Genomic DNA, 19,443 nt, shown 5'->3' on the forward strand with positions numbered 1-19,443 from the left:
CTCAAGTCTTTGAAACAGGCCTTGAACCCAAACTTTGAAGGAGATACTCTCACATGGCTCGTGCAGTCGGCATTGACCTCGGAACCACCAACTCGGTGGTGGCCGTACTCGAGGGTGGAGAACCCACCGTCATCGCAAACGCTGAAGGCTTCCGCACCACGCCTTCCGTGGTCGCGTTCACCAAGGACGGCGAGGTACTCGTCGGCGAGACCGCCAAGCGCCAGGCCGTCACCAACGTGGACCGCACCATTTCGTCGGTCAAGCGCCACGTCGGCACCGACTGGACCGTCGACATCGACGACAAGAAGTACACCCCGCAGGAGATCTCCGCCCGCATCCTCGCCAAGCTCAAGCGCGACGCCGAGCAGTACCTGGGCGACAAGGTGACGGATGCCGTCATCACCGTTCCCGCGTACTTCAACGACGCCGAACGCCAGGCCACCAAGGAAGCCGGCGAGATCGCCGGCCTCAACGTGCTGCGCATCATCAACGAGCCCACCGCGGCCGCCCTGGCCTACGGCCTGGACCGTGGCAAGGAAGACGAGCTCATCCTGGTCTTCGACCTCGGTGGCGGAACCTTCGACGTCTCCCTCCTCGAGGTGGGCAAGGACGACGACTTCAGCACCATCCAGGTGCGTTCGACCTCCGGTGACAACCGCCTCGGCGGCGACGACTGGGACCAGCGCATCGTTGATCACCTGATCAAGCGCTTCAAGGACTCCACCGGCGTCGACGTCTCCAAGGACAAGATCGCCAAGCAGCGCCTCAAGGAAGCCGCGGAGCAGGCCAAGAAGGAACTCTCCTCGAGCATGTCCACCAGCATCCAGCTGCCGTACCTCTCGCTGACGGAGAACGGCCCGGCCAACCTCGACGAGACGCTCACCCGCGCCCAGTTCGAGAAGATGACCGAAGACCTGCTCGACCGCACCAAGAAGCCCTTCCAGGACGTCATCCGTGAGGCCGGCGTCAAGGTCGAGGACATCGCGCACGTCGTTCTCGTCGGTGGCTCCACCCGCATGCCCGCCGTGTACGAGCTCGTCAAGGCCGAGACCGGTGGCAAGGACCCGAACAAGGGTGTCAACCCCGACGAGGTCGTCGCCGTCGGCGCCGCACTGCAGGCCGGTGTCCTCAAGGGCGAGCGCAAGGACGTTCTGCTCATCGACGTCACCCCGTTGAGCCTCGGCATCGAGACCAAGGGCGGCATCATGACGCGCCTCATCGAGCGCAACACGGCCATCCCCACCAAGCGCAGCGAGACCTTCACCACGGCCGACGACAACCAGCCGTCCGTGGCCATCCAGGTCTTCCAGGGCGAGCGCGAGTTCACCCGCGACAACAAGAACCTGGGCACCTTCGAGCTCACCGGCATCGCGCCGGCCCCGCGCGGCATCCCGCAGGTCGAGGTCACCTTCGACCTCGACGCCAACGGCATCGTCCACGTGTCCGCCAAGGACAAGGGCACCGGCAAGGAGCAGTCGATGACCATCACCGGCGGCACCGCGCTGGGCAAGGAAGACATCGAGCGCATGGTTCGCGAGGGTGAAGAGCACGCGGCAGAAGACAAGCGCCGCCGCGAAGCCGCCGAGACCCGCAACGGCGCCGAGCAGCTCGCCTACTCGATCGAGAAGCTGATCAAGGAGAACGACGAGAAGCTGCCCGAAGAGGTCAAGACCGAGGTTCAGGCCGACGTCGACGCCCTCAAGTCCGCTCTCGCCGGTGACGACGACGACGCTGTGAAGACCGCGTTCGACAAGCTCACCGAGAGCCAGGGCAAGCTCGGCGAGGCCATCTACGCCTCCAGCCAGGCGGATGCCGCGGCCGGCGAGTCCGAGACCGCCGAGCCCACCGCCGAGTCGGGCAACCCCGACGAAGACGTTGTCGACGCCGAGGTTGTCGACGACGAGGACGAAGCGAAGAAGTAATGAGCGACGCCAACCGTCCGGACGAGAACCGTCCCGAAGACGAGTCTGCTGCTGCTGCGGGAGCGCCCGAATCGGGCGCCCCCGCGGCGGGCGGGCCGGACTCCGACGCGGCCGCTCCGGCCGAGTTCGTCGACGCGGCTGACGCCGCGGGCATCGAGGAGGACGAGCTGACCGTGCAGGACATCCTGGACGCGGCCGACCTCGAGGCATCCGATCCCTCCAGCGAGCACCTCGCCGACCTCAAGCGGGTCACCGCGGAGTACGCCAACTACCGTAAGCGCACCGAGGCCAACCGGGAGATCGAGCGCGAGCGCGTCACCGGCGAAGTCGTCAAGGTACTGCTGCCGGTGCTCGACGACCTGTACCGGGCCGAGAAGCACGGCGATCTCGAGGGCGACACCGCCTTCGCGACCATCGCGGCCAAGCTGCGCGCCAGCACCGAGCGCATCGGCCTCAAGCCGTACGGCACCGTCGGCGACGTGTTCGACCCCACCGTGCACGAGGCCATCTTCCAGATGCCCACGCCCGACATCGACGTGGAAACCGTCGGCGACGTCGTCGAGACCGGCTACTACCTCGGGTCCTCGCTGTTGCGGGTGGCCAAGGTCGTCGTGCAGGTACCGAGCGATGGCTAGCCAGGACTGGTTCGACAAGGACTTCTACAAGGTTCTCGGGGTGTCGAAGGACGTCTCCGCGGCCGACCTGAAGAAGGCATATCGCAAGCTGGCCCGCAAGTACCACCCCGACTCCAACCCGGGTAACCCCGCGGCGGAGGCGAAGTTCAAGGAGATCAGCGAGGCCCACTCGGTCATCGGTGACCCCGAACAGCGCAAGGAGTACGACGCCGTGCGCGCGATGGGCGGTGGAGCTCGCTTCACCGCCCCCGGGCAGGGCGGCCAGCAGGGCGGCTTCGACGACGTCTTCGGCGGCATGTTCGGTGGAGGAGCCCGTCAACAGCAGGGCTACTCCTACGAGCAGGCCGGCTTCGACGACATCCTCGGCGGAATGTTCGGCCGTGGCGCCCAGGGTGGTGGTGGCCGGTTCGGCACCCCCACCGGAGGTTTCCGAGGCGCGGGCGGGCCGACCAGGGGGCGTGACGTGGTCGCGTCGACCACGGTCGACTTCATCACGGCCACCCACGGCGACCAGATCACCCTGCAGACGCAGGAGGGTCGGTCGATCAAGGTCAAGATTCCCGCCGGCGTGGCCGACGGGCAGAAGATCAAGCTGCGCGGGCAGGGGCAACCCAGCCCGGACGGCGGCGAGAACGGTGACATCGTGCTCACCGTCACCGTGCGCAAGCACCCGGTCTTCGAACGTGACGGACTCAACCTGCGTGTGAACGTGCCGGTGACCTTCGCTGAAGCCGCCCTCGGTGCCACCATCGAGGTGCCCACCCTGGGCGGGCCGCCGGTGAAGCTGCGCGTGGCGCCCGGCACCCCCAGTGGGCGGGTGCTGCGGGTCAAGGGTCGCGGTGTGGTCACCCCGAAGGGCACCGGCGACCTGCTCGCCGAGGTTCAGGTGGCCGTGCCGTCGCACCTGTCGAAGGACGCCGAGGAGAAGCTGCTCGCGTTCAACGAGGCGCTGCCCAAGGAGAACCCGCGCGACGAACTGCTCGCCAGGGCCAAGGGCTGACACCGGTCATGGATGAGAACACCCGGGTCTTCGTGATCAGCACTGCCGCAGAGTTGGCGGGTATGCACCCGCAGACCCTGCGGCAGTACGACCGGATGGGGCTCGTCAGCCCCGGCCGCACGCCGGGCCGCTCGCGCCGCTACTCAATGCGCGATGTGGCCCGGCTGCGGGAGATCGCGGATCTGGGTGCCGAGGGTGTGAGCCTGGAGGGGATCCGGCGCATCCTCGCGCTGGAAGACACCGTGCGGGCCCTGGAAAGCCGGGTGGGGGACCTGGAAGCGGCCCTGGCCGACGAATTGCTCAACCGTCCGGGCCGCCGCGTCTTCGCGGCCGGCTCGGCCGGTGACGTCATCTCGATGCGCGCCGGCACCCGCACCCGCCGCTCGAACCAAGTGGTGATCTGGCGCCCCCTCGACAAGTAGCGAGACGTCGAGGCTCTGGGTGCTGCCGCACTGAGTTGTAGGGTTGCTGAATGGAACTGCGTCAGCTTGAACACTTCGTGACGGTCGCCGACGAACGTCACTTCACCCGGGCAGCCGAGCTGCTGCACATCTCCCAGTCGGGGCTGTCCGCGTCGATCCGGGCCCTGGAGATCGAGCTGGGCACCTCGTTGTTCATCCGCAGCACCCGCCGGGTCGAGCTCACGGCCGCCGGTCAGGCTTTGCTGGCGGATGCGCTTCGCACCCTGGCCAGCGCGGCAGCGGCCCAGAACGCTGTTGCCGCGGTACGCGGCCTCATGCGCGGACGCCTTACCGTGGGCGCCGAACCGTGCCTGGGCTCCGTGGACCTGCCCGCCGAGCTCGCCCGTTTCCGCACCGCGAACCAGGGGGTGGAGGTGCGCCTGCGCCAGCTGGGTTCCGTGGAGCTGATCGAGGGGGTGGCCAGTGGCACCACCGATGTGGCGCTGGTCGTGGTGACGGGGGACACCCCGCCCGGAGTGCGGCTGCACCGGTTGAGCAGCCAGAAGATGGTGGTGCTCTGCCACCCGGACCACCCCGTCGCGGCTCTGGCCGAGGCCGACCTGGAGACCCTGCGCACCGAACCGCTGATCGGCTTCCAGGCCGGCTGGGGCGCGCACATGCTCGCCCGGCGGGCGTTCGCCGCCGCCGGCTTCGAGTACCGGGCGGCGATGGAGGTCAACGACGTGCATCCGCTGCTCGAACTGGTGGGCTACAACCTGGGCGTGGCCATTGTGCCCACCAGCTTCGCGCTGAAGCGGCCCGACGACCTCGTTGCGGTGCCGCTGCCGGCGACCGTGCCCGAGTGGGCGGTGGCCGTGGCGGTCGCCGACGAGCCCAGCCCGGCCGCGTCGGCGTTCCTTGAGCAGCTGCTCGAAGACGTCGCCGCCGCTGCCGCCGCCCTCGAGCCCGTCGACGCTGTCGGCTCGGCGGCCTGACCGACCGGCTGACCGGCTAGAGGGCCAGCGGGATCCGGCCGGAGAAGACCGTCTTCACCGGCGGAGCAGCGAGAACCTCACCCAGACGACTGACACCCTCCGGCGTGGTGCGCCAGGCGGCGTAGGCGTCGTGGTCGGCGGCGGTGGCCCAGTGCTCGACGACGATCACGTGGGCGGGGTCGGCGTCGTCGACGATGACCTCGAGTCCCTCGTTGCCCGGCCAGGCGCGGGTCGCGGTGAGGACTTCGTTCAGCAGGGCCGGGACGGTCTCGAGCGCGGCCGGGTCGAGGCGCAGGTCGAGGTGCACGATGGCGGTCATGCCGTCACCGCGGGGTCCTTCAGAGCGGCCGACAGGGTGGAGAGTTCCTCGTCTGACAGGGTCAGGTCGGCTGCGCGGACCGAGTCACGGATGCTCTCGGGTCGGCTCGCACCGGGGATGGGAATCACCCGGGGCGACGCGGCCAGGTGCCAGGCCAGCGTGACGACCTGCGGGCTCACGCCGTGGGCATCCGCCACCCGCTGGAACGGCGCGAAGGCTGTGCCCAGGTCGGCGGCGGACTTGATGCCGCCCAGCGGGCTCCAGGACAGGAACGCGACGCCGAGCTCGGTGCAGAGGTCGAGCTCGGGCCGGCTGCTGAGGAACGCGGGCGAGTACTGGTTCTGCACGCTGGCGAGCCGGCCGCCGAGGATGTCGTGGGCCTCGCGGATCTGCGCCGGGTTGGCGTTGGAGATACCGGCCAGGCGGATGGTGCCGGCGTCGAGCAGGTCCCGGATGGCGCCGATCGAGTCGGCGTACGGCACCGCGGGGTCGGGCCGGTGGTGGTGGTACAGGTCGATCGCGTCGCCGCCGAGGCGCTTGAGCGAGGCTTCGGCGGCCTGCTTGAGATACTCGGGTCGGCCGTCGACGTACCAGGTGCCGTCGCCGGGCCGCAGGTGCCCGCCCTTGGTGGCCACGATCACCCGCGACGAGTCGCCGCCCCACAAGGCGATGGCCTTTGCGATGAGCGACTCGTTGTGGCCCACCTCGTCGGCGTGCAGGTGGTACGCATCCGCGGTGTCGAACAGGGTCACGCCCTCCTCGAGGGCGGCGTGGATGGTGGCGATGGAGCGGGCTTCGTCGGGTCGGCCCTCGATCGACATGGGCATGCCGCCCAGGCCGATGGAGCTGACGGGACGGTCGCCGATGAGTCGGGTCTTCATAGGGTGTCCAATCGAGTGCTGCGGAGGATCAGGAAAGAGTGGAGTGCGCGGTGACGAGCCCGTCGAGGGTGGCGTTCAGCGCCGCATCCACCACCTGCTGGTCGGGATGCGCGTCGTACCAGGCGATCGCCTCGCGGAAGCCGAGCGCGACCGGGGTGGTGCACACGAAGTCGGGCACGAGTGCGGTGACCTTGCTGTTGTCGAAGATCACCGAGTGAGACCGGTCGCCCAGCAACGGGCCACTCCACTCGGGGTTGGCCGCCGCCATGGTGTCACTCGCCACGTGCACGATCTGCGGCGCCGGGGCGCCGGCGGCGCGGGCGTACTCGGCGTAGATGGCGTCCCAGGGGAGGTACTCGTTCGAGGTGATGGTGAAGCTGTCGCCCACGGCCTGCGACCGGCCGAACAGGCCCACGAGCGCCTTGGCGAAGTCGGTGCTGTGGGTGAGGGTCCAGAGCGACGTGCCGTCGCCGTGCACCACCACCGGCTGACCGGTGCGCATCCGGTGGATGTCGGTCCACCCGCCGAGCAGCGCGATCTGGGTTCGGTCGTAGGTGTGCGACGGGCGGATGATGGTGACCGGGAAGCCCTGCTCCCGGTGCGCCGCCATGAGCACATCTTCGCAGGCGGCCTTGTCGCGGGAGTACGCCCAGAACGGGTTGTGCAGGGGAGCGGACTCCCGCACCGGCAGGGCGGCCGGCGGCTTCTGGTACGCCGAGGCCGAACTGATGAAGAGGTACTGCCCGCAGCGGCCGGCGAACTGGGCGATGTCGGCGCGCACGTGCTCCGGGGTGAACGCCACGAAGTCCACCACCACGTCGAAACGACGCTCACCGAGCGCCGCCGCGACCGCGGCCGCGTCCCGCACGTCCACGGTGAGCACCTCAGCCGCGTCGGGAACGCTGCGCAGGGCGGACTGGCCGCGATTGAGCACGGTCAGCCGGTGGCCACGAGCCACGGCCAGCTCGGCCGCGGCCGTGCTGATCACCCCGGTGCCGCCGATGAAGAGAACACTCAGTCCGGCGCTCACCAGGCGTAGTCTTCCGGCGCGGTGCGGTAGCCGGGAAAGATCTCGTCGAGGCGATGGAGCGCGGCCTGGTCGAGCTTCAGGTCAACGGCGCGCAGGCCGGCCTCGAGCTGCTCCATGGTGCGCGGACCGATGATCGGTGCGGTCACCGCGCTCTGGTGCATCAGCCAGGCCAGGCCCAGGTCGCCGGGCTCGGTGCCGAGTTCGGCGGCGAAGTCCTCGTACGCACCGATGGCCGCGCGGTTCTTCTCGAGCTTGTCGGCGTTGGCCCCGGAGACCCGGCGGCTGCCGTCGCGCTCCTTGCGCAGCACACCGCCGAGCAGGCCGCCGTCCAGCGGCGACCAGGGCAGGATTCCCATCCCGTTGGCCTGGGCGGCGGGGATGACCTCTCGTTCGATGTCGCGCTTGAGCAGGTTGTACAGCGACTGCTCGCTCACCAGCCCGCTGAAGTTGCGCTTGCGGGCCTCGGCCTGCGCGGTGGCGATGTGCCAACCGGCGAAGTTGCTGCTGCCGGCGTAGAGGACCTTGCCCTGCGCGACGGCGGTTTCCATGGCCTGCCAGATCTCATCCCACGGGGTGTCACGGTCCACGTGGTGAAACTGGAACAGGTCGATGTGGTCGGTCTGCAGGCGCTTCAGGCTCTCATCGAGTGAGCGGCGGATGTTGAGCGCCGACAGCTTGCCGTCATTGGGCCGGTCGGACATGGTGCCGTAGACCTTGGTGGCCAGCACGGTGTCCTCGCGCCGCTCGCCGCCCTGCGCGAACCAGCGGCCCAGGATGCTCTCGGTGGCGCCCCGGCCCTGCTTGGAGCCGTAGACGTTGGCGGTGTCGAAGAAGTTGATGCCCGCCGCCCTGGCAGCGTCCATGATGCCGAACGAGGTGGGCTCGTCGGTCTCGGGCCCGAAGTTCATGGTGCCGAGGCACAGGCGCGAAACGGACAGGCCGGAACGACCGAGGTGTGTGTATTCCATACCCTCAGGCTGCTCCGCTCGGAGCCCACTGTCCAACAGGAGAACCGGATGCGATCCAGCACTCCGCCTTCTCAATCCTGGTGAGACCGGTGCTCAGTCGGTGTCGAGGGCCCCGGGGCGGCCGGAATCACTCGGTTGCCGGCTGGCCGTGACGGCGAGCAGGTCGAGCGAGAGCCGCGGGTCCAGGCGCAGGGGCAGGTCGACGACGGCCCGGATTTCCCAGCGCACATGCAGGTTGCCGATGGACAACGACGGTGCCGGCAGGCCCGCGGGTGTTTCGACCGTGAACGGCAGATCGACCACCGTGCCGGGGGTGAGCATCCCGGCGGGGCCCACCACGACGGCGGCCGTCACGGCTTCGGCGTGCCGGTAGCCCTCGGACTCGCTGGCGTCGGGGTCGGCGACCTGGCCGGGTCCGCCCCAGACCTCCTCGCAGCGCACCAGCTGCACGCGCACGCCCCGGGTCGAGATCTCGTCGCGGGGACGCACCCGCAGGACGCCCGTGAGCGGGGTGCCGGGTTCCAGCACCCGGGAGGACAACGCGATGAACTCCAGGGCGACCTGTCCGAGGTGTTCGCCGACCGGCGGATGGCCGATGTCGGTGGCGCTGGTCTGGCCCCAGGACTGCACGTCGATCAGTCGTTCCCGCTTGATGATCTGACCACCGGCGGCATGCAGGACGCAACGCACAGACCAGCCCACGTCGATCAGGTCGCCCCGCACCGAGGCCGGGCCGTCGGTGGGAATGCTCAGGCTGCCCGACAACACCCGGGTCTGGCCGGCCGGGATTGCACCCGGCGCTTGCACCGTGACCGTGGTGAGCAGCTCGGTGGTGCGTTCGCGGGCGGGGAACACGCCGCCGTAGATGTTGCCGCGGCCGTAGGTGTAGTTGACCTTGCGGATCAGCGTCAGCTCGGCGTGCTCGATCAACGCCGGCCGGAGCGCGGTGATGCGTATGGTGACCCCCAGCGAATTACCCTCGATCACCACTCCATCCGTGGGAGTGAGTTCTACCGAGACTTGCACTGCCGTATCGGTTGTTGTGACCGCCATGTCGCACCAAACTTCCTGTTACCCGTTGCCAGAGACCCACTCAATGGGGACAACGTAGGCACAGTAAAGCCAGGGTCGCTGCAGCGTTCAAGGGGATTGACTTGCCCCACGCTGTCTGCATCGGTGCGGTGGAAGGGGCGGGTCAGCGCGCGAACAGCTCCGCCACCGTGGGCGGGTTGGCGCCCGCACGCGACACCGTGATCGCCGCGCTCGCCAGGGCGGTCTGGCCCAGGCGACCGAGGTCGGCGGCGCCGAGGGTGTTCTGCAGGATGGCCTCGGTGGCATCGTTCACGAGGATCGCGTAGAGCAGCCCCGACATGAACGAGTCACCGGCGCCGATGGTGTCGACCACGGTCACCGGATGCGCGGCCAGCTCGGCCGTGGCCCCGCCGGCCCGCAGCAGGGCGCCGTCTCCGCCTCGGGTGATGGCGAACAGGGCCACCCCGGCCGCCACGTATTCCCGGGCAATCTGGTCCAGGCTCCGCCCCGGATAGAGCCACGCGGCATCCTCGTCGCTCATTTTCACCACGTGCGCGGCCCGGGAGAGCTCTTCGACGGCTCGCACCACGTCGGCACGGCTGCCCATGATGCCGGGCCGCACATTGGGGTCGTAGCTGAGCAGGGTGCCGGCCGGGGCGCCGGTGAACGCGGTCAACACGACCCGGCCGCCGGGCTGCAGGATCGCGGCGATCGAGCCCGTGTGGATCAAGGCGCACGGGGCGGGCAGCGCCACCGATGGCAGCTCCCAGCGCAGGTCGAAGTCATAGGTGGCGGCGCCGGCCGCATCCAGGATGGCGGTGGCGCTCGAGGTGGCGCCGGTCGTGACCGACCCCGGCAGCAGGTCGACGCCGGCCGCGCGCAGGTGCCCCGCGATGATCTCGCCGAACGGGTCTGCCCCGATCTGGGTGACCAGGGTGGTCGGCACACCGAGCCGGCCGAGTCCGTACGCCACGTTCATCGGGCTGCCGCCCGCGTGACTCACCGGCTCGGCGCCCGGGCGCCGCACGATGTCGATGAGGGCCTCGCCGATGACGAGGGCGCGGGTGGATGCGGCGATCGAACGGTCAGGAGCACGGTCAGGCGTCATCGTCTGGTCCAATCTGGTGGGGCCGGGGGTGCCGGCGCAGCCCCAGATTATCGTGTGCGGTCAGTGCCGTACGCGATAGCCCAGGTACACCACGCCGTTCCGGAACGCGTACTCGTCCGTCAGCTCGAGACCGAGGTGCAGGCCGTCGGGCACGGCCTTCAGGCCGCCGCCCACCACGATGGGGGAGATGAACAGCTGCACCTCGTCGACCAGCCCGGCCGCGAAGGCCTGTGCCGCCAGGTGCGGACCGCCGATCGACAGGTTGGCGGTGGCCGAAGCCTTGAGCGCCCGCACCGCCTCCGGGTCGAAGCTGCGCTCGATGCGGGTACGCCGGCTGAGTGGTTCGGCCAGGGTCCTGGAGTAGACGATCTTCTCTGCCGCCTGCCAGATCGCGGTGTAGTCGCGCATCACGGCCGGCTGGGCGTCGTCGTTCAGGTGCATGGTTTCCCAGGCCACCATCACCTCATACAACCGCCGGCCGTACAGGTAGGTGCCCACCGAACGCTCCAGGTCATTGACGAAGGTGTGCACCTCATCGCTCGGGGTACTCCAGTCGAAGTTGCCCTCGGTGTCGGCCACATAGCCGTCCAGGGAGGTGATGAAGGTGCAGATCAGCTTGGCCATGGTGTGCTCCTCGCGCGGTGAACGGTCCACGGCGAATGCTCACCGCGGTGTGGCGCATCCATTCTGCGCGCCGGACGCCGTCGGGGCCAGACCCGGCGGCGCTCTGCGCGATAACCTCAATCGCGGTGCACCACCACCGTCTCAGTGAAAGGGCGCCCCATGAACACCGTCGAGGTCACGACAACGGCGGGGATCGTCCGCGGCGTCCGGCGCCCCGGGTCGACAGCGTTCCTCGGCATTCCCTACGCCGCCCCGCCGGTCGGGGAGCTGCGCTTCGCGGCCCCGGTGCCGCACCCGGCCTGGTCCGGCGTGCGGGATGCCGGCAGCCCCGGCGCCACCCCGCAACGCATCGACGGTGGCGACAGCACTCTGGTGCCCGAGCCCAGCTTCCCGGGCGAGTCGACGCTGAACCTGAGCGTGTTCACCCCCGACCCCGCCCCGGCGCCCGCCGGTGCCGGCCTGCCCGTGCTGGTCTACATCCACGGCGGCGGCTACACCTCCGGGTCGGCAGCGAGCCCGTGGTATGACGGCGCGAGCTTCAACCGGCACGGTGTTGTCACCGTGAACGTGTCGTACCGGCTCGGCTTCGACGGCTTCGGGTGGATCGAGGATGCGCCGCTGAACCGCGGCGTGCTCGACTGGCTGCTGGCGCTCGCGTGGGTACGCGACAACATCCAGGTCTTCGGCGGCGACCCGGCCCGGGTAACGATCGCCGGGCAATCCGCGGGCGGCGGCGCCGTGCTCACCCTGTTGACGATGCCGCGGGCGCAACCGCTGTTCGCGCGGGCCATCGTCATCTCCGGGGTGGCCACCTATCTCGTGCCCGACCAAGCGGAGCGGACCGGTCGGCGCCTGGCCGCCCTGGCCGGCGTTGCGCCCACCCGGGCGGGACTCGGGGCGCTCACCGAAAACCAGATCCTCGCCGAGCAGCCGCGGGCGACGGCCTTCGCCGCCGGCACCCCCGCCGGCCCGCTGGGCGAGATCGCGAACGCCCTCGTAGCCGGTCTCCCGTTCGGACCGGTCGTCGACGGCGACCTGGTCCCGTTGGCCACGGTCGACGCCGTGCGGGCGGGCATCGGCGCCGCCAAGCCGTTGATGCTGGGCAGCACCGACCACGAATTCAACTTCGCCATAGCCGACCTCACCGACGAGTTGGCCGGCGAAGATGCCGCGGAAGTGCTCGGCCGTCTCGGCGTCGCCGCGCCGTCGGCGCGGGCGTACGCCGCGGCGCACGACAGGCTCGGTACCGCCGAACTGCTGGGCCAGTTCGCCTCCGACCGCGCCATCCGCGGCGTCATGCTGCGGGTCGCCGAAGCGAGGGCAGAGGCCGCCACAACGGATGCGGCGCCCAGCTGGCTCTGGGCGTTCGCGTGGCGCTCGCCCACCCTCGGCGGGGCGCTGCACTGCCTCGATCTGCCGTTCTTCTTCGATGCGCTGGACGCCCCGCGGGTGGCGGCGCTGGCCGGTCCCGCCCCGTCCCAGCGGCTGGCCGACGAGGTGCACGGAGCCGCGGTGTCCTTCATCAACGACGGAGATCCCGGCTGGCCCGCCTGGACCCCGCGCGCCTGGACCACGGAGCCCGGCGACCTGGACGCACAACCGGTGCGCCGCTTCGACGACGCCCCCGCCCCCGTCGACATCAACGCCGACGCCGACGCCCCTGGCACCGGCACCGGCACCACGACGGTCGCCGCCACGTATGCCGACGCCCGCCTGGCGTTCGGTTCCTAGCCGCCCACCTCAACCACTATTGGATGGGGAACAGTCGGTGCTCGCTCACGGAGATCCGAGCCCGGGCTTTCAGGCCTCGCCAGGTGGGTTTAGTCTGGCTCGGTCACGTGCCAGGCACGTCAGGGTGGGCCGCGTGTCCGACCTTCTTGATGGGCCCGCCAGAGTTGGGAAGACACCATGGCCACCACTGCGCACACCCTGCAGGTCAAGTCGCACAGCACGCCTGACGAGCGTCGCGCGCCGGAGAAGACTCTGCTGGAACTGAACCACCTGGACGAGTTCTCGGTCGGCCGTATGACGATGCAGCCGGGCTGGACGTGGGCCGACAACATCAAGCCGACGGTGAACACCGATTCCTGTCGCCTCCTGCACGTGGGCTACTGCCTGTCGGGCACCCTGGAGGTCATGCTCGACGACGGGGCCACGGCCACCATCACCGTCGGCGATTCCTACCTCATTCCGTCCGGGCACAACGCCTGGGTGGTCGGCGACGAACCGTATGTGGCCATCGAGATGCACAGCGCGGCGTCCTACGGGGTGCCGAACTCCGAGAACGGTTAGGCGGCGGGCTTCAGCTCCGCCAGGCCGGACTCGATAGCCGCGATGACCTCGGGGGAGTCGGGCAGGGTGGTCGGGCGGAACCGCTGGACCGCACCGGAGGGCGAGATCACGAACTTCTCGAAGTTCCACTTGACCTTGCCGGCCTTGCCCGCGCCATCCGGCATTTGGGTGAGCTCGGCGTAGAGCGGATGCTGGGAGCCACCGTTCACCTTCGTCTTCTCCATCAGCGGGAAGGTGACGCCGTAGGTGGTGGAGCAGAATTCGGCGATCTTCTCGCTCGATCCGGTCTCGCCGAGGGCGAACTGGTTGCAGGGGAAGCCGAGCACTGTGAAGCCCTGGTCGGCGTACGTGCGCTGCAGCTGTTCGAGGGTCTCGTACTGCGGTGTCAGGCCGCAGCGGGAGGCGACGTTGACCACGAGCACAACCTTGTCGGCGTACTCGGCCAGCGAGGTGGTGGAGCCGTCGGCGGCGGTGAGGGGGATCTCGCGAATGTCCATGCCCACAGAGTACTTCGAAATTGAAGCAGATCGTCGGGCCCTCATCCAACTCTCAGCCTGACTGCGCTGTTCGGCTGTTAGTGCCGCAGGAACGCCGCCCGGGCCACCAGGTACAGTCCGAAAGCGATCAGGCCCGCAGCGACGACGTTGAGCAGGATCGGGCCCGATTGCAGGGTGAGCAGGTAGCGCAGCCCGGCGTCCAGGCCACCCACCCAGCGCACATCGGCGAACACGGCGGCGGCGAGCAGTAGCCCGCCGGTGACCAGGAACGCGATCCCCTTGGTGACGTGGCCGAACACTCCCAGGCCGAGCACGATGACCTTGGTGGGCCCCCAGAGGTAGCGCAGCTCCTCGCGGAAGTTGCGTCGCAGACCACGCCAGACGAGGCCGCCGCCGATGATGGCCACGGTGCTGCCCACGACCAGCAGCAGGAACAGGCCCACGGGGCTCTCCACGATGGCGTCGTCGGCGCGCCGCACCGTCTCGGCGCCGCCGGCCCTGGCGCCGAGCGCGACCGCGAACGTGACGGTGCCCAGCAGTGCGAAGCCGAGGGCCTTGCCGACGTTGAGGCAGCGGCGGAACACGAGGACCCGTCGATTGGGCGCCACGCTGAACGCGGCGTTGGTGCCCTGCCAGAGCGCCAGGCCCCACAACGACACCGTCGACAACCAGAGCACGGCAATGCCGCCGGGGCCGTTGGCGATGGCGCTCAGCGCGCCGAGCTGGTCGGCTTCGCCGGGCTGGCCGTTCGCGATGCGCAGGCCGATTCCTCCGATCAGGGCGTGCACCAGGCCGTTGGCGAGCAGCCCGAGCCGGGCGGAGGCCCGCACCGACCGGCTGCGGTGGGCGCGCCGAGCGGCCTGCTTGAGCCGCTCGCGGGCCTCGACGGCCTGGTCGACGGCGTGATCGACAGCCTGGTCGGCCGCCGGGCCGGCGGGAATATCGGTCACGTCCGGCGCTACTCGAGCAGTTCGCGGATGTCGGAGGCTGTGAGCCCCTGGCCGGTTCCCTGGGCGCCGCCATCGGTCATGACGCTGTCGAAGAGTTTGGCCTTGACGGCCTTGAGCGCCATCACCTTCTCCTCGATCGTGTCGGTGGCCACCAGACGGTAGACCATCACGTTCTTGGTCTGGCCGATGCGGTGTGCCCGGTCAACGGCCTGCGCCTCGGCGGCGGGGTTCCACCAGGGGTCGAGCAGGATGCAGTAGTCGGCCTCGGTGAGGTTGAGGCCGAAGCCACCGGCCTTGAGGCTGATCAGGAACACCGAGGTGTCGCCGTTCTTGAACCCGTCGATCGCCGCGGCCCGGTTGCGGGTGCGCCCGTCCAGGTAGGAGTAAGTCACGCCGGCGGCGTCGAGGCGGGTGCGCACCTTGGCGAGATAGCCGGTGAACTGGCTGAATATCAGAGTGCGGTGCCCCTCGGCGACGACGTCTTCGAGTAGCTCCATGAGCACATCCAGCTTGCTCGAGGGGATGTCGGCGTACTTGTCGTCGTACAGGCTCGCATCCAGGCTGAGCTGGCGCAGCATGGTGATCGACCGGAAGATCTCGAACCGGTTCTGGTTGAGGTCGCCGAGCAGTCCGAGCACCTTCTGCCGTTCGCGCTGCAGGTGCATCTGATACACCCGGCGGTGGCGCGGGTGCAGTTCGAGTTCGAGCACCTGCTCCTGCTTGGCGGGCAGGTCGCTGGCCACCTGGTCCTTGGTGCGGCGCAGCATGAACGGGCGGATGCGCCGGCGCAGCTGGCCGAGCCTGTCACCGTCGGCTTGCGTCTCGATGGGCCGCTGGTAGTAGTCGGAGAAGCGGGCGGCGCTGGGGAACAGGCCGGGGGCGGTGATCGAGAGCAGCGACCACAGTTCCATCAGGTTGTTCTCCAGCGGCGTGCCGGTGATGGCGAGCTTGAACGGGGCCTGCAGCCGCTTGGCACACTGGTGCGCCCTGGACTTGTGGTTCTTCACGAACTGGGCCTCGTCGAGCAGCAGGCCCGCCCAGCTGACGGCGTCGTACTCGTCGAAATCGAGCCTGAACAGGGTGTACGAGGTGATCACGACATCCGCCGTGGTCACGGCCTCGGCCAGAGACGCACCGCGCTTGGCGGTGGTCTCGGTGATCGCGGCGACCGAGAGGCCGGGGGCGAACCTGGCGCACTCGGTGGCCCAGTTGTGCACCACGCTGGTGGGCGCGACGACCAGGAACGGGCGGCGTTCGCTCTGTCGTTCGCGGGCGTCGACGATGAGAGCGATGGCCTGCAGGGTCTTGCCCAGGCCCATGTCGTCGGCGAGGACGCCGCCGAGGCCGGTGTCGTAGAGGAAGCCGAGCCAGTCGAACCCGGTCTGCTGGTAGGGCCGGAGCGATGCCTGCACGGCGGCGGGCAGCTCCCGGTGCGCGATCGTGGCGCCGTTGGCGAGGCCGGCGAGGGTGTCACGCCAGGCGGCGGCCTCGGCTTCGGCACTGCCGAGGTCCTGCAGTTCCTCCCAGAGGTCGGACTGGGCCCGGTTGATGCGCAGCGAGTCGTTCGGGGAGTCCTGCAGGCCGCGGGCCTCTTCGATGAGGTGGCGCAGCTGTTGCAGTTCGGGCCGGTCCAGGCTGAAGTAGGTGCCGTCCGGCAGGATCATCAGTTCCTGGCCGGTGGCCAGGGCCCTGAAGACCTCGTCGAAGGGCACATCCTCGCCGTCGACGGTGACCCGCACCGAGAGGTCGAACCAGTCCCGGCTCTCGGCCCGCGCCGAGGTGGCGAAGGTGAGGGTGGGCGGCTCGGCGGCCTCGCGGTACTCCGGGGCGTCGCCGACGAACTGCACGAGCAGGTCGTCCGTGGCCTCGAGCACCGGCAGCACGGCCTCGAGGAACTCGATCATGCGGGCGCCGTCGAGGGTGGCGTCGGCGCGCAGGATGCCCGGGGAATCGGCAGCGCCGGCTGAACCGGTCAGCTCCGCGGCGAACAAGGCCGGCTGGTGGGCGGGGAATCCCGCGAATATGCCGCTGACGGCATGCAGGATGCGGGCCTCGTCGGCCGTGTCCCGGTAGCCGGCCGGGGCGTCGTCGGTGGCCGGGCCGTGCAGGGGCGCGATGGCCGGGGCGCCCGAGGCGCCGGCACCGCCGGTGTACTGCCACTCCCAGTGCAAGCCGATGCGGGCATCCGCGTGGGCGATGATCGACAGGGCCAGCACCGGGCGGGCGGTGTCGGGCAGGTCGAACGACTCGTCGGTGCTGATCAGCGAGAGCTGGCCGCGCAGGAACGGGTAGAAGTCGGCGAGGAAGACGTTCTCCTCGTCGGGCGGAATCGTGATGGGGGTGTGCGCCGAGGCGAGAACCCGCAGGTCGCGGCCGAGCTGGCGCGCGAGGGGGGCGATGGTGAGGCGCATGTCGGTGCTGGTGGTCGTCCAGGTGAACAGGCCGTGCGCCGGGTCACCGATGTAGCCCAGGGCGCTGCGGTCGAGCAACTGGCCGCCGAGGGAGACGGTGGGGGAGAGGGTGAGGCCGCCGTGGTCGCGGCGGATGTCGAGCGACAGTTCGGCGGGTTCGTCCGAGACCGTCACCGGCTCCTGTCCGGGTGTGGTGCCGATGAAGGGGATGCCGGCCTCGCGGGCCTCGCCGAGCAGACCCCAGAGGGCGCGGTTGGCGAACCCGTCCAGGTGCAGCCACGGGTCGGTGGTCACGTGGTAACGCTGGCCGGAGGAGTAGAGCTCGAAGATGGCGGAGAGCACCCGCAACTGGGCGCGGTTGAGCATGCCGCGGGAGTAGGAGAGGTTGTCCCAGGTGAGGTTGCCGCGGATCCACTTGCCCTTCTTGCCGCGCACCATCGGGCGCACGCCCAGGCGGGCGAGCGACACGCTCGGGGCGGGCAGCCGCGCGGCGCGCGGCGGCGGCAGTAACTCGAACTGCAGGGCGAGGGCGGTGCCCGTCGGCGGCTCGGCCTCCGGCGCCCTGGTGAGCGGTGCCAGGGCACTCTGCCAGGTGGCGGGGGCACTGGTGTGGGGACGCTGGGAATCTGCCGAGCGTGCACGGGCGAGGTCGGCGGCCGTGGACCGGCTGGCCAGCAGCAGTGCGACGACGTGCTTGCAGTTCAGGCCCATCGGGCAGCTGCAGGTGCCGGATGCGCGCACCACGGTGCCGTTGGAATCCTGCTGAAATGTCACGGTGACGTCATAGGGTCGGGCCTGGGTGCCGCCGACGGTGCCGAGCAGGCGGCTGCCGCCCAGCTGCCAGACCTGGTCTTCAACCCGGCCCTCCTTGGCGTAACGCACCCCACGCGAATATGCCTGTGGCCCGACGAGGCGCGCGATCTGCAGATCGCTGAGGTTGTGGGCCATAAGGTGCGGTGTCCGTGACGGTTGGGTGAAGGGGTCTCTTATTGTCCCACGCCGCACCGGCCTCGCTGAGCCGTTCGAGTCCCTGGCGGCTATTCTGAGCGGATGCCTGACTTTCCTTTCGAGCGCCTGCGCCGCTGGCCCGATGTCGAGGCGACCAATCTTTTCGCCGTCGACGCGAGCGACCGGCTGATCCTGGACGAGGCCGCGGCGGGACTGGCCACGGCCGGTGTCGGCGAGGTCGTGGTGCTCGAGGACCACTACGGTGCCCTGACGCTCGCGGCGGTGGCGCAGCTGACCGCGCGGCTGGGAGCGCAGCCTGAGGTGCGCGTCTACCAGGACGCGCTCTCCGGCGAACACGCCCTCGATCACAACGCGGCCGATCTGGCGAGCAGCGTGCCCGATCTGGCCGGCCTCACCGGGGCGTACCGGCATGTGCAGCTGGGCGCCGAGCTGTTCACCGGGGCCCGCCTGGTGCTGCTGCAGCTGCCGCGCAGCCTGGCCGCCCTCGACGAGCTGGCCGGCACCATCGCCCGCTTCGCCGCCCCCGACGTGACCGTGGTCGCCGGTGGCCGCATCAAGCACATGACTGTGGCCATGAACGAGGTGCTGCGCCGGCACTTCGGCGAGCTGCACGTCACGCCGGCGCGGCAGAAGTCGCGTGTCCTGATCATTACGCAGCCGACGGTCTCGGACAGCACTGACCAGGCCGGCCCGGCGTGGCCGCGTACGGTCGAGCACCCCGACCTGGGTCTCACCGTCTGCGCCCACGGCGCCGCCTTCGCCGGCACCACCATCGACATCGGCACCCGCTACCTGCTCGAATTCCTCGACCGCATGAAGCCGGATGCCGTCACCGCCGTCGACCTGGGCTGCGGTACCGGGGTGCTCGCGGCCGCCCTCGCCCAGCGTCGCCCCGGCCTGCAGCTGGTGGCGAGCGACCAGTCCGCCGCGGCCGTCGCCTCCGCCTTGGCCACCATGTCGGCCAACGGCGTAATGGATCGGGTGCGGGTGCTGCGCGACGACGCGCTGAGCGCGCAACCCGACGCGTCCGCCGAGCTGATCCTGCTGAACCCGCCGTTCCACATCGGGTCGTCGGTGCACGCCGGCATCGCCCTGAAGCTCTTCGAGGATGCGGCCAGAGTCCTGCGCCCCGGCGGCGAATTGTGGACCGTGTGGAACACCCACCTCGGCTATCGCCCCGCCCTCACCCGCATCGTGGGACCGACCCATCAGGTCGGCCGCAACACCAAGTTCACCGTGACGGTGTCCACCCGTCGCTAGCCGGTCAGGCAGCCGCACCTGTTGCCCATGCGGACATATGCGCCCGGTGTGCCGGGGGTGGATTCAACTGGTCGATGCAACACCGCTGTTTTCTTGGTCTGAGAGTAGCTGATGCAGGGCTTCTCGCGGGGTGGCTGCGTCGAGCCGTT

18 protein-coding genes are annotated in these 19,443 nt (G+C 69.7%); 8 read left to right on the plus strand and 10 right to left on the minus strand.

The window, feature by feature from the left end; genetic code table 11:
- Positions 1–53: 53 nt before the first annotated feature.
- Genes dnaK through E3T19_RS01720 form a run of 5 tightly spaced genes read left to right on the plus strand, consistent with a single transcriptional unit; the run spans position 54 to position 4,953 of the window.
- The gene (gene dnaK, locus E3T19_RS01700) at positions 54–1,922 is read left to right on the plus strand and encodes a molecular chaperone DnaK (protein WP_103460304.1); all 1,869 of its coding nucleotides are present in this window, start codon (positions 54–56) and stop codon (positions 1,920–1,922) included.
- Complete coding sequence (locus E3T19_RS01705) at positions 1,922–2,557, plus strand: nucleotide exchange factor GrpE (RefSeq protein ID WP_103430804.1); 636 nt, start codon at positions 1,922–1,924, stop codon at positions 2,555–2,557. The genes dnaK and E3T19_RS01705 overlap by 1 nt, the downstream gene beginning before the upstream one ends.
- Positions 2,550–3,557, plus strand: coding sequence for a DnaJ C-terminal domain-containing protein (locus E3T19_RS01710; protein WP_088457595.1), 1,008 nt, complete (start codon positions 2,550–2,552; stop codon positions 3,555–3,557). The genes E3T19_RS01705 and E3T19_RS01710 overlap by 8 nt, the downstream gene beginning before the upstream one ends.
- A gap of 8 nt (positions 3,558–3,565) precedes the next feature.
- Entirely contained in the window at positions 3,566–3,979 is a 414-nt protein-coding gene (locus tag E3T19_RS01715) for a heat shock protein transcriptional repressor HspR (RefSeq protein WP_088457594.1), read from the plus strand.
- A gap of 50 nt (positions 3,980–4,029) precedes the next feature.
- Complete coding sequence (locus tag E3T19_RS01720; RefSeq protein WP_088457593.1) at positions 4,030–4,953, plus strand: LysR family transcriptional regulator; 924 nt, start codon at positions 4,030–4,032, stop codon at positions 4,951–4,953.
- Between the two features lie 16 nt (positions 4,954–4,969).
- Here the strand turns inward: E3T19_RS01720 and E3T19_RS01725 are convergent, their stop codons facing one another.
- From E3T19_RS01725 to E3T19_RS01755, 7 genes are all read right to left on the minus strand, one after another.
- Positions 4,970–5,272, minus strand: coding sequence for a putative quinol monooxygenase (locus tag E3T19_RS01725; RefSeq protein ID WP_103479922.1), 303 nt, complete (start codon positions 5,270–5,272; stop codon positions 4,970–4,972).
- On the minus strand, positions 5,269–6,153 hold the full coding sequence (locus E3T19_RS01730; RefSeq protein ID WP_134407931.1) for an aldo/keto reductase: 885 nt from the start codon (positions 6,151–6,153) through the stop codon (positions 5,269–5,271). Before E3T19_RS01730 ends, E3T19_RS01725 begins: the two co-directional genes overlap by 4 nt.
- A gap of 28 nt (positions 6,154–6,181) precedes the next feature.
- The gene (locus E3T19_RS01735; protein ID WP_241979919.1) at positions 6,182–7,183 is read right to left on the minus strand and encodes an NAD-dependent epimerase/dehydratase family protein; all 1,002 of its coding nucleotides are present in this window, start codon (positions 7,181–7,183) and stop codon (positions 6,182–6,184) included.
- The gene (locus E3T19_RS01740) at positions 7,180–8,151 is read right to left on the minus strand and encodes an aldo/keto reductase (protein ID WP_134407932.1); all 972 of its coding nucleotides are present in this window, start codon (positions 8,149–8,151) and stop codon (positions 7,180–7,182) included. Before E3T19_RS01740 ends, E3T19_RS01735 begins: the two co-directional genes overlap by 4 nt.
- Positions 8,152–8,244: 93 nt before the next feature.
- Entirely contained in the window at positions 8,245–9,204 is a 960-nt protein-coding gene (locus tag E3T19_RS01745; RefSeq protein ID WP_134407933.1) for a hypothetical protein, read from the minus strand.
- A 142-nt stretch (positions 9,205–9,346) separates the two neighbouring features.
- The gene (locus E3T19_RS01750) at positions 9,347–10,291 is read right to left on the minus strand and encodes a carbohydrate kinase (RefSeq protein WP_103479917.1); all 945 of its coding nucleotides are present in this window, start codon (positions 10,289–10,291) and stop codon (positions 9,347–9,349) included.
- A 60-nt stretch (positions 10,292–10,351) separates the two neighbouring features.
- The gene (locus tag E3T19_RS01755; RefSeq protein WP_088458158.1) at positions 10,352–10,915 is read right to left on the minus strand and encodes a dihydrofolate reductase family protein; all 564 of its coding nucleotides are present in this window, start codon (positions 10,913–10,915) and stop codon (positions 10,352–10,354) included.
- Positions 10,916–11,074: 159 nt separating this feature from the next.
- Here E3T19_RS01755 and E3T19_RS01760 point away from each other — a divergent pair, with 159 nt between their 5' ends.
- Positions 11,075–12,646, plus strand: a complete 1,572-nt coding sequence (locus tag E3T19_RS01760; protein ID WP_134407934.1) for a carboxylesterase/lipase family protein — start codon at positions 11,075–11,077, stop codon at positions 12,644–12,646.
- A gap of 177 nt (positions 12,647–12,823) precedes the next feature.
- Positions 12,824–13,207 carry a cupin domain-containing protein gene (locus tag E3T19_RS01765; RefSeq protein WP_103479915.1) on the plus strand — a complete coding sequence of 128 codons (384 nt, stop codon included), beginning with the start codon at positions 12,824–12,826 and terminating at the stop codon, positions 13,205–13,207.
- Here E3T19_RS01765 and E3T19_RS01770 read toward each other — a convergent pair.
- From E3T19_RS01770 to E3T19_RS01780, 3 genes are all read right to left on the minus strand, one after another.
- The gene (locus tag E3T19_RS01770) at positions 13,204–13,704 is read right to left on the minus strand and encodes a glutathione peroxidase (RefSeq protein ID WP_134407935.1); all 501 of its coding nucleotides are present in this window, start codon (positions 13,702–13,704) and stop codon (positions 13,204–13,206) included. The two genes, E3T19_RS01765 and E3T19_RS01770, sit on opposite strands and share 4 nt — an antisense overlap.
- Before the next feature lie 77 nt (positions 13,705–13,781).
- A complete protein-coding gene (locus E3T19_RS01775) occupies positions 13,782–14,654 on the minus strand; it encodes a DUF1206 domain-containing protein (RefSeq protein WP_088457583.1) in 873 nt (290 codons plus the stop codon).
- 8 nt (positions 14,655–14,662) lie between these two features.
- Entirely contained in the window at positions 14,663–18,013 is a 3,351-nt protein-coding gene (locus tag E3T19_RS01780) for a DEAD/DEAH box helicase (protein ID WP_134407936.1), read from the minus strand.
- A 102-nt stretch (positions 18,014–18,115) separates the two neighbouring features.
- On the opposite strand from E3T19_RS01780, the gene E3T19_RS01785 reads away from it, so the two are divergent.
- Positions 18,116–19,294: a methyltransferase gene (locus tag E3T19_RS01785; protein WP_103479913.1), complete on the plus strand. Its 1,179-nt coding sequence runs from the start codon at positions 18,116–18,118 to the stop codon at positions 19,292–19,294.
- Positions 19,295–19,443 lie beyond the last annotated feature (149 nt).

The sequence above is a fragment of the Cryobacterium sp. TMT4-31 genome (genome assembly GCF_004403385.1).
In the GTDB taxonomy this organism is placed as follows: domain Bacteria; phylum Actinomycetota; class Actinomycetes; order Actinomycetales; family Microbacteriaceae; genus Cryobacterium; species Cryobacterium zongtaii.

Bases quoted from the DNA above. Each gene is read 5' to 3' on its own strand.
- E3T19_RS01770 (WP_134407935.1), bottom strand. From the start codon at position 13,704: ATGGACATTCGCGAGATCCCCCTCACCGCCGCCGACGGCTCCACCACC.
- E3T19_RS01705 (WP_103430804.1), top strand. From the start codon at position 1,922: ATGAGCGACGCCAACCGTCCGGACGAGAACCGTCCCGAAGACGAGTCT.
- dnaK (WP_103460304.1), top strand. From the start codon at position 54: ATGGCTCGTGCAGTCGGCATTGACCTCGGAACCACCAACTCGGTGGTG.
- E3T19_RS01725 (WP_103479922.1), bottom strand. From the start codon at position 5,272: ATGACCGCCATCGTGCACCTCGACCTGCGCCTCGACCCGGCCGCGCTC.
- E3T19_RS01745 (WP_134407933.1), bottom strand. From the start codon at position 9,204: ATGGCGGTCACAACAACCGATACGGCAGTGCAAGTCTCGGTAGAACTC.
- E3T19_RS01720 (WP_088457593.1), top strand. From the start codon at position 4,030: ATGGAACTGCGTCAGCTTGAACACTTCGTGACGGTCGCCGACGAACGT.
- E3T19_RS01730 (WP_134407931.1), bottom strand. From the start codon at position 6,153: ATGAAGACCCGACTCATCGGCGACCGTCCCGTCAGCTCCATCGGCCTG.
- E3T19_RS01755 (WP_088458158.1), bottom strand. From the start codon at position 10,915: ATGGCCAAGCTGATCTGCACCTTCATCACCTCCCTGGACGGCTATGTG.
- E3T19_RS01785 (WP_103479913.1), top strand. From the start codon at position 18,116: ATGCCTGACTTTCCTTTCGAGCGCCTGCGCCGCTGGCCCGATGTCGAG.
- E3T19_RS01710 (WP_088457595.1), top strand. From the start codon at position 2,550: ATGGCTAGCCAGGACTGGTTCGACAAGGACTTCTACAAGGTTCTCGGG.
- E3T19_RS01740 (WP_134407932.1), bottom strand. From the start codon at position 8,151: ATGGAATACACACACCTCGGTCGTTCCGGCCTGTCCGTTTCGCGCCTG.
- E3T19_RS01715 (WP_088457594.1), top strand. From the start codon at position 3,566: ATGGATGAGAACACCCGGGTCTTCGTGATCAGCACTGCCGCAGAGTTG.
- E3T19_RS01750 (WP_103479917.1), bottom strand. From the start codon at position 10,291: ATGACGCCTGACCGTGCTCCTGACCGTTCGATCGCCGCATCCACCCGC.
- E3T19_RS01760 (WP_134407934.1), top strand. From the start codon at position 11,075: ATGAACACCGTCGAGGTCACGACAACGGCGGGGATCGTCCGCGGCGTC.
- E3T19_RS01780 (WP_134407936.1), bottom strand. From the start codon at position 18,013: ATGGCCCACAACCTCAGCGATCTGCAGATCGCGCGCCTCGTCGGGCCA.
- E3T19_RS01765 (WP_103479915.1), top strand. From the start codon at position 12,824: ATGGCCACCACTGCGCACACCCTGCAGGTCAAGTCGCACAGCACGCCT.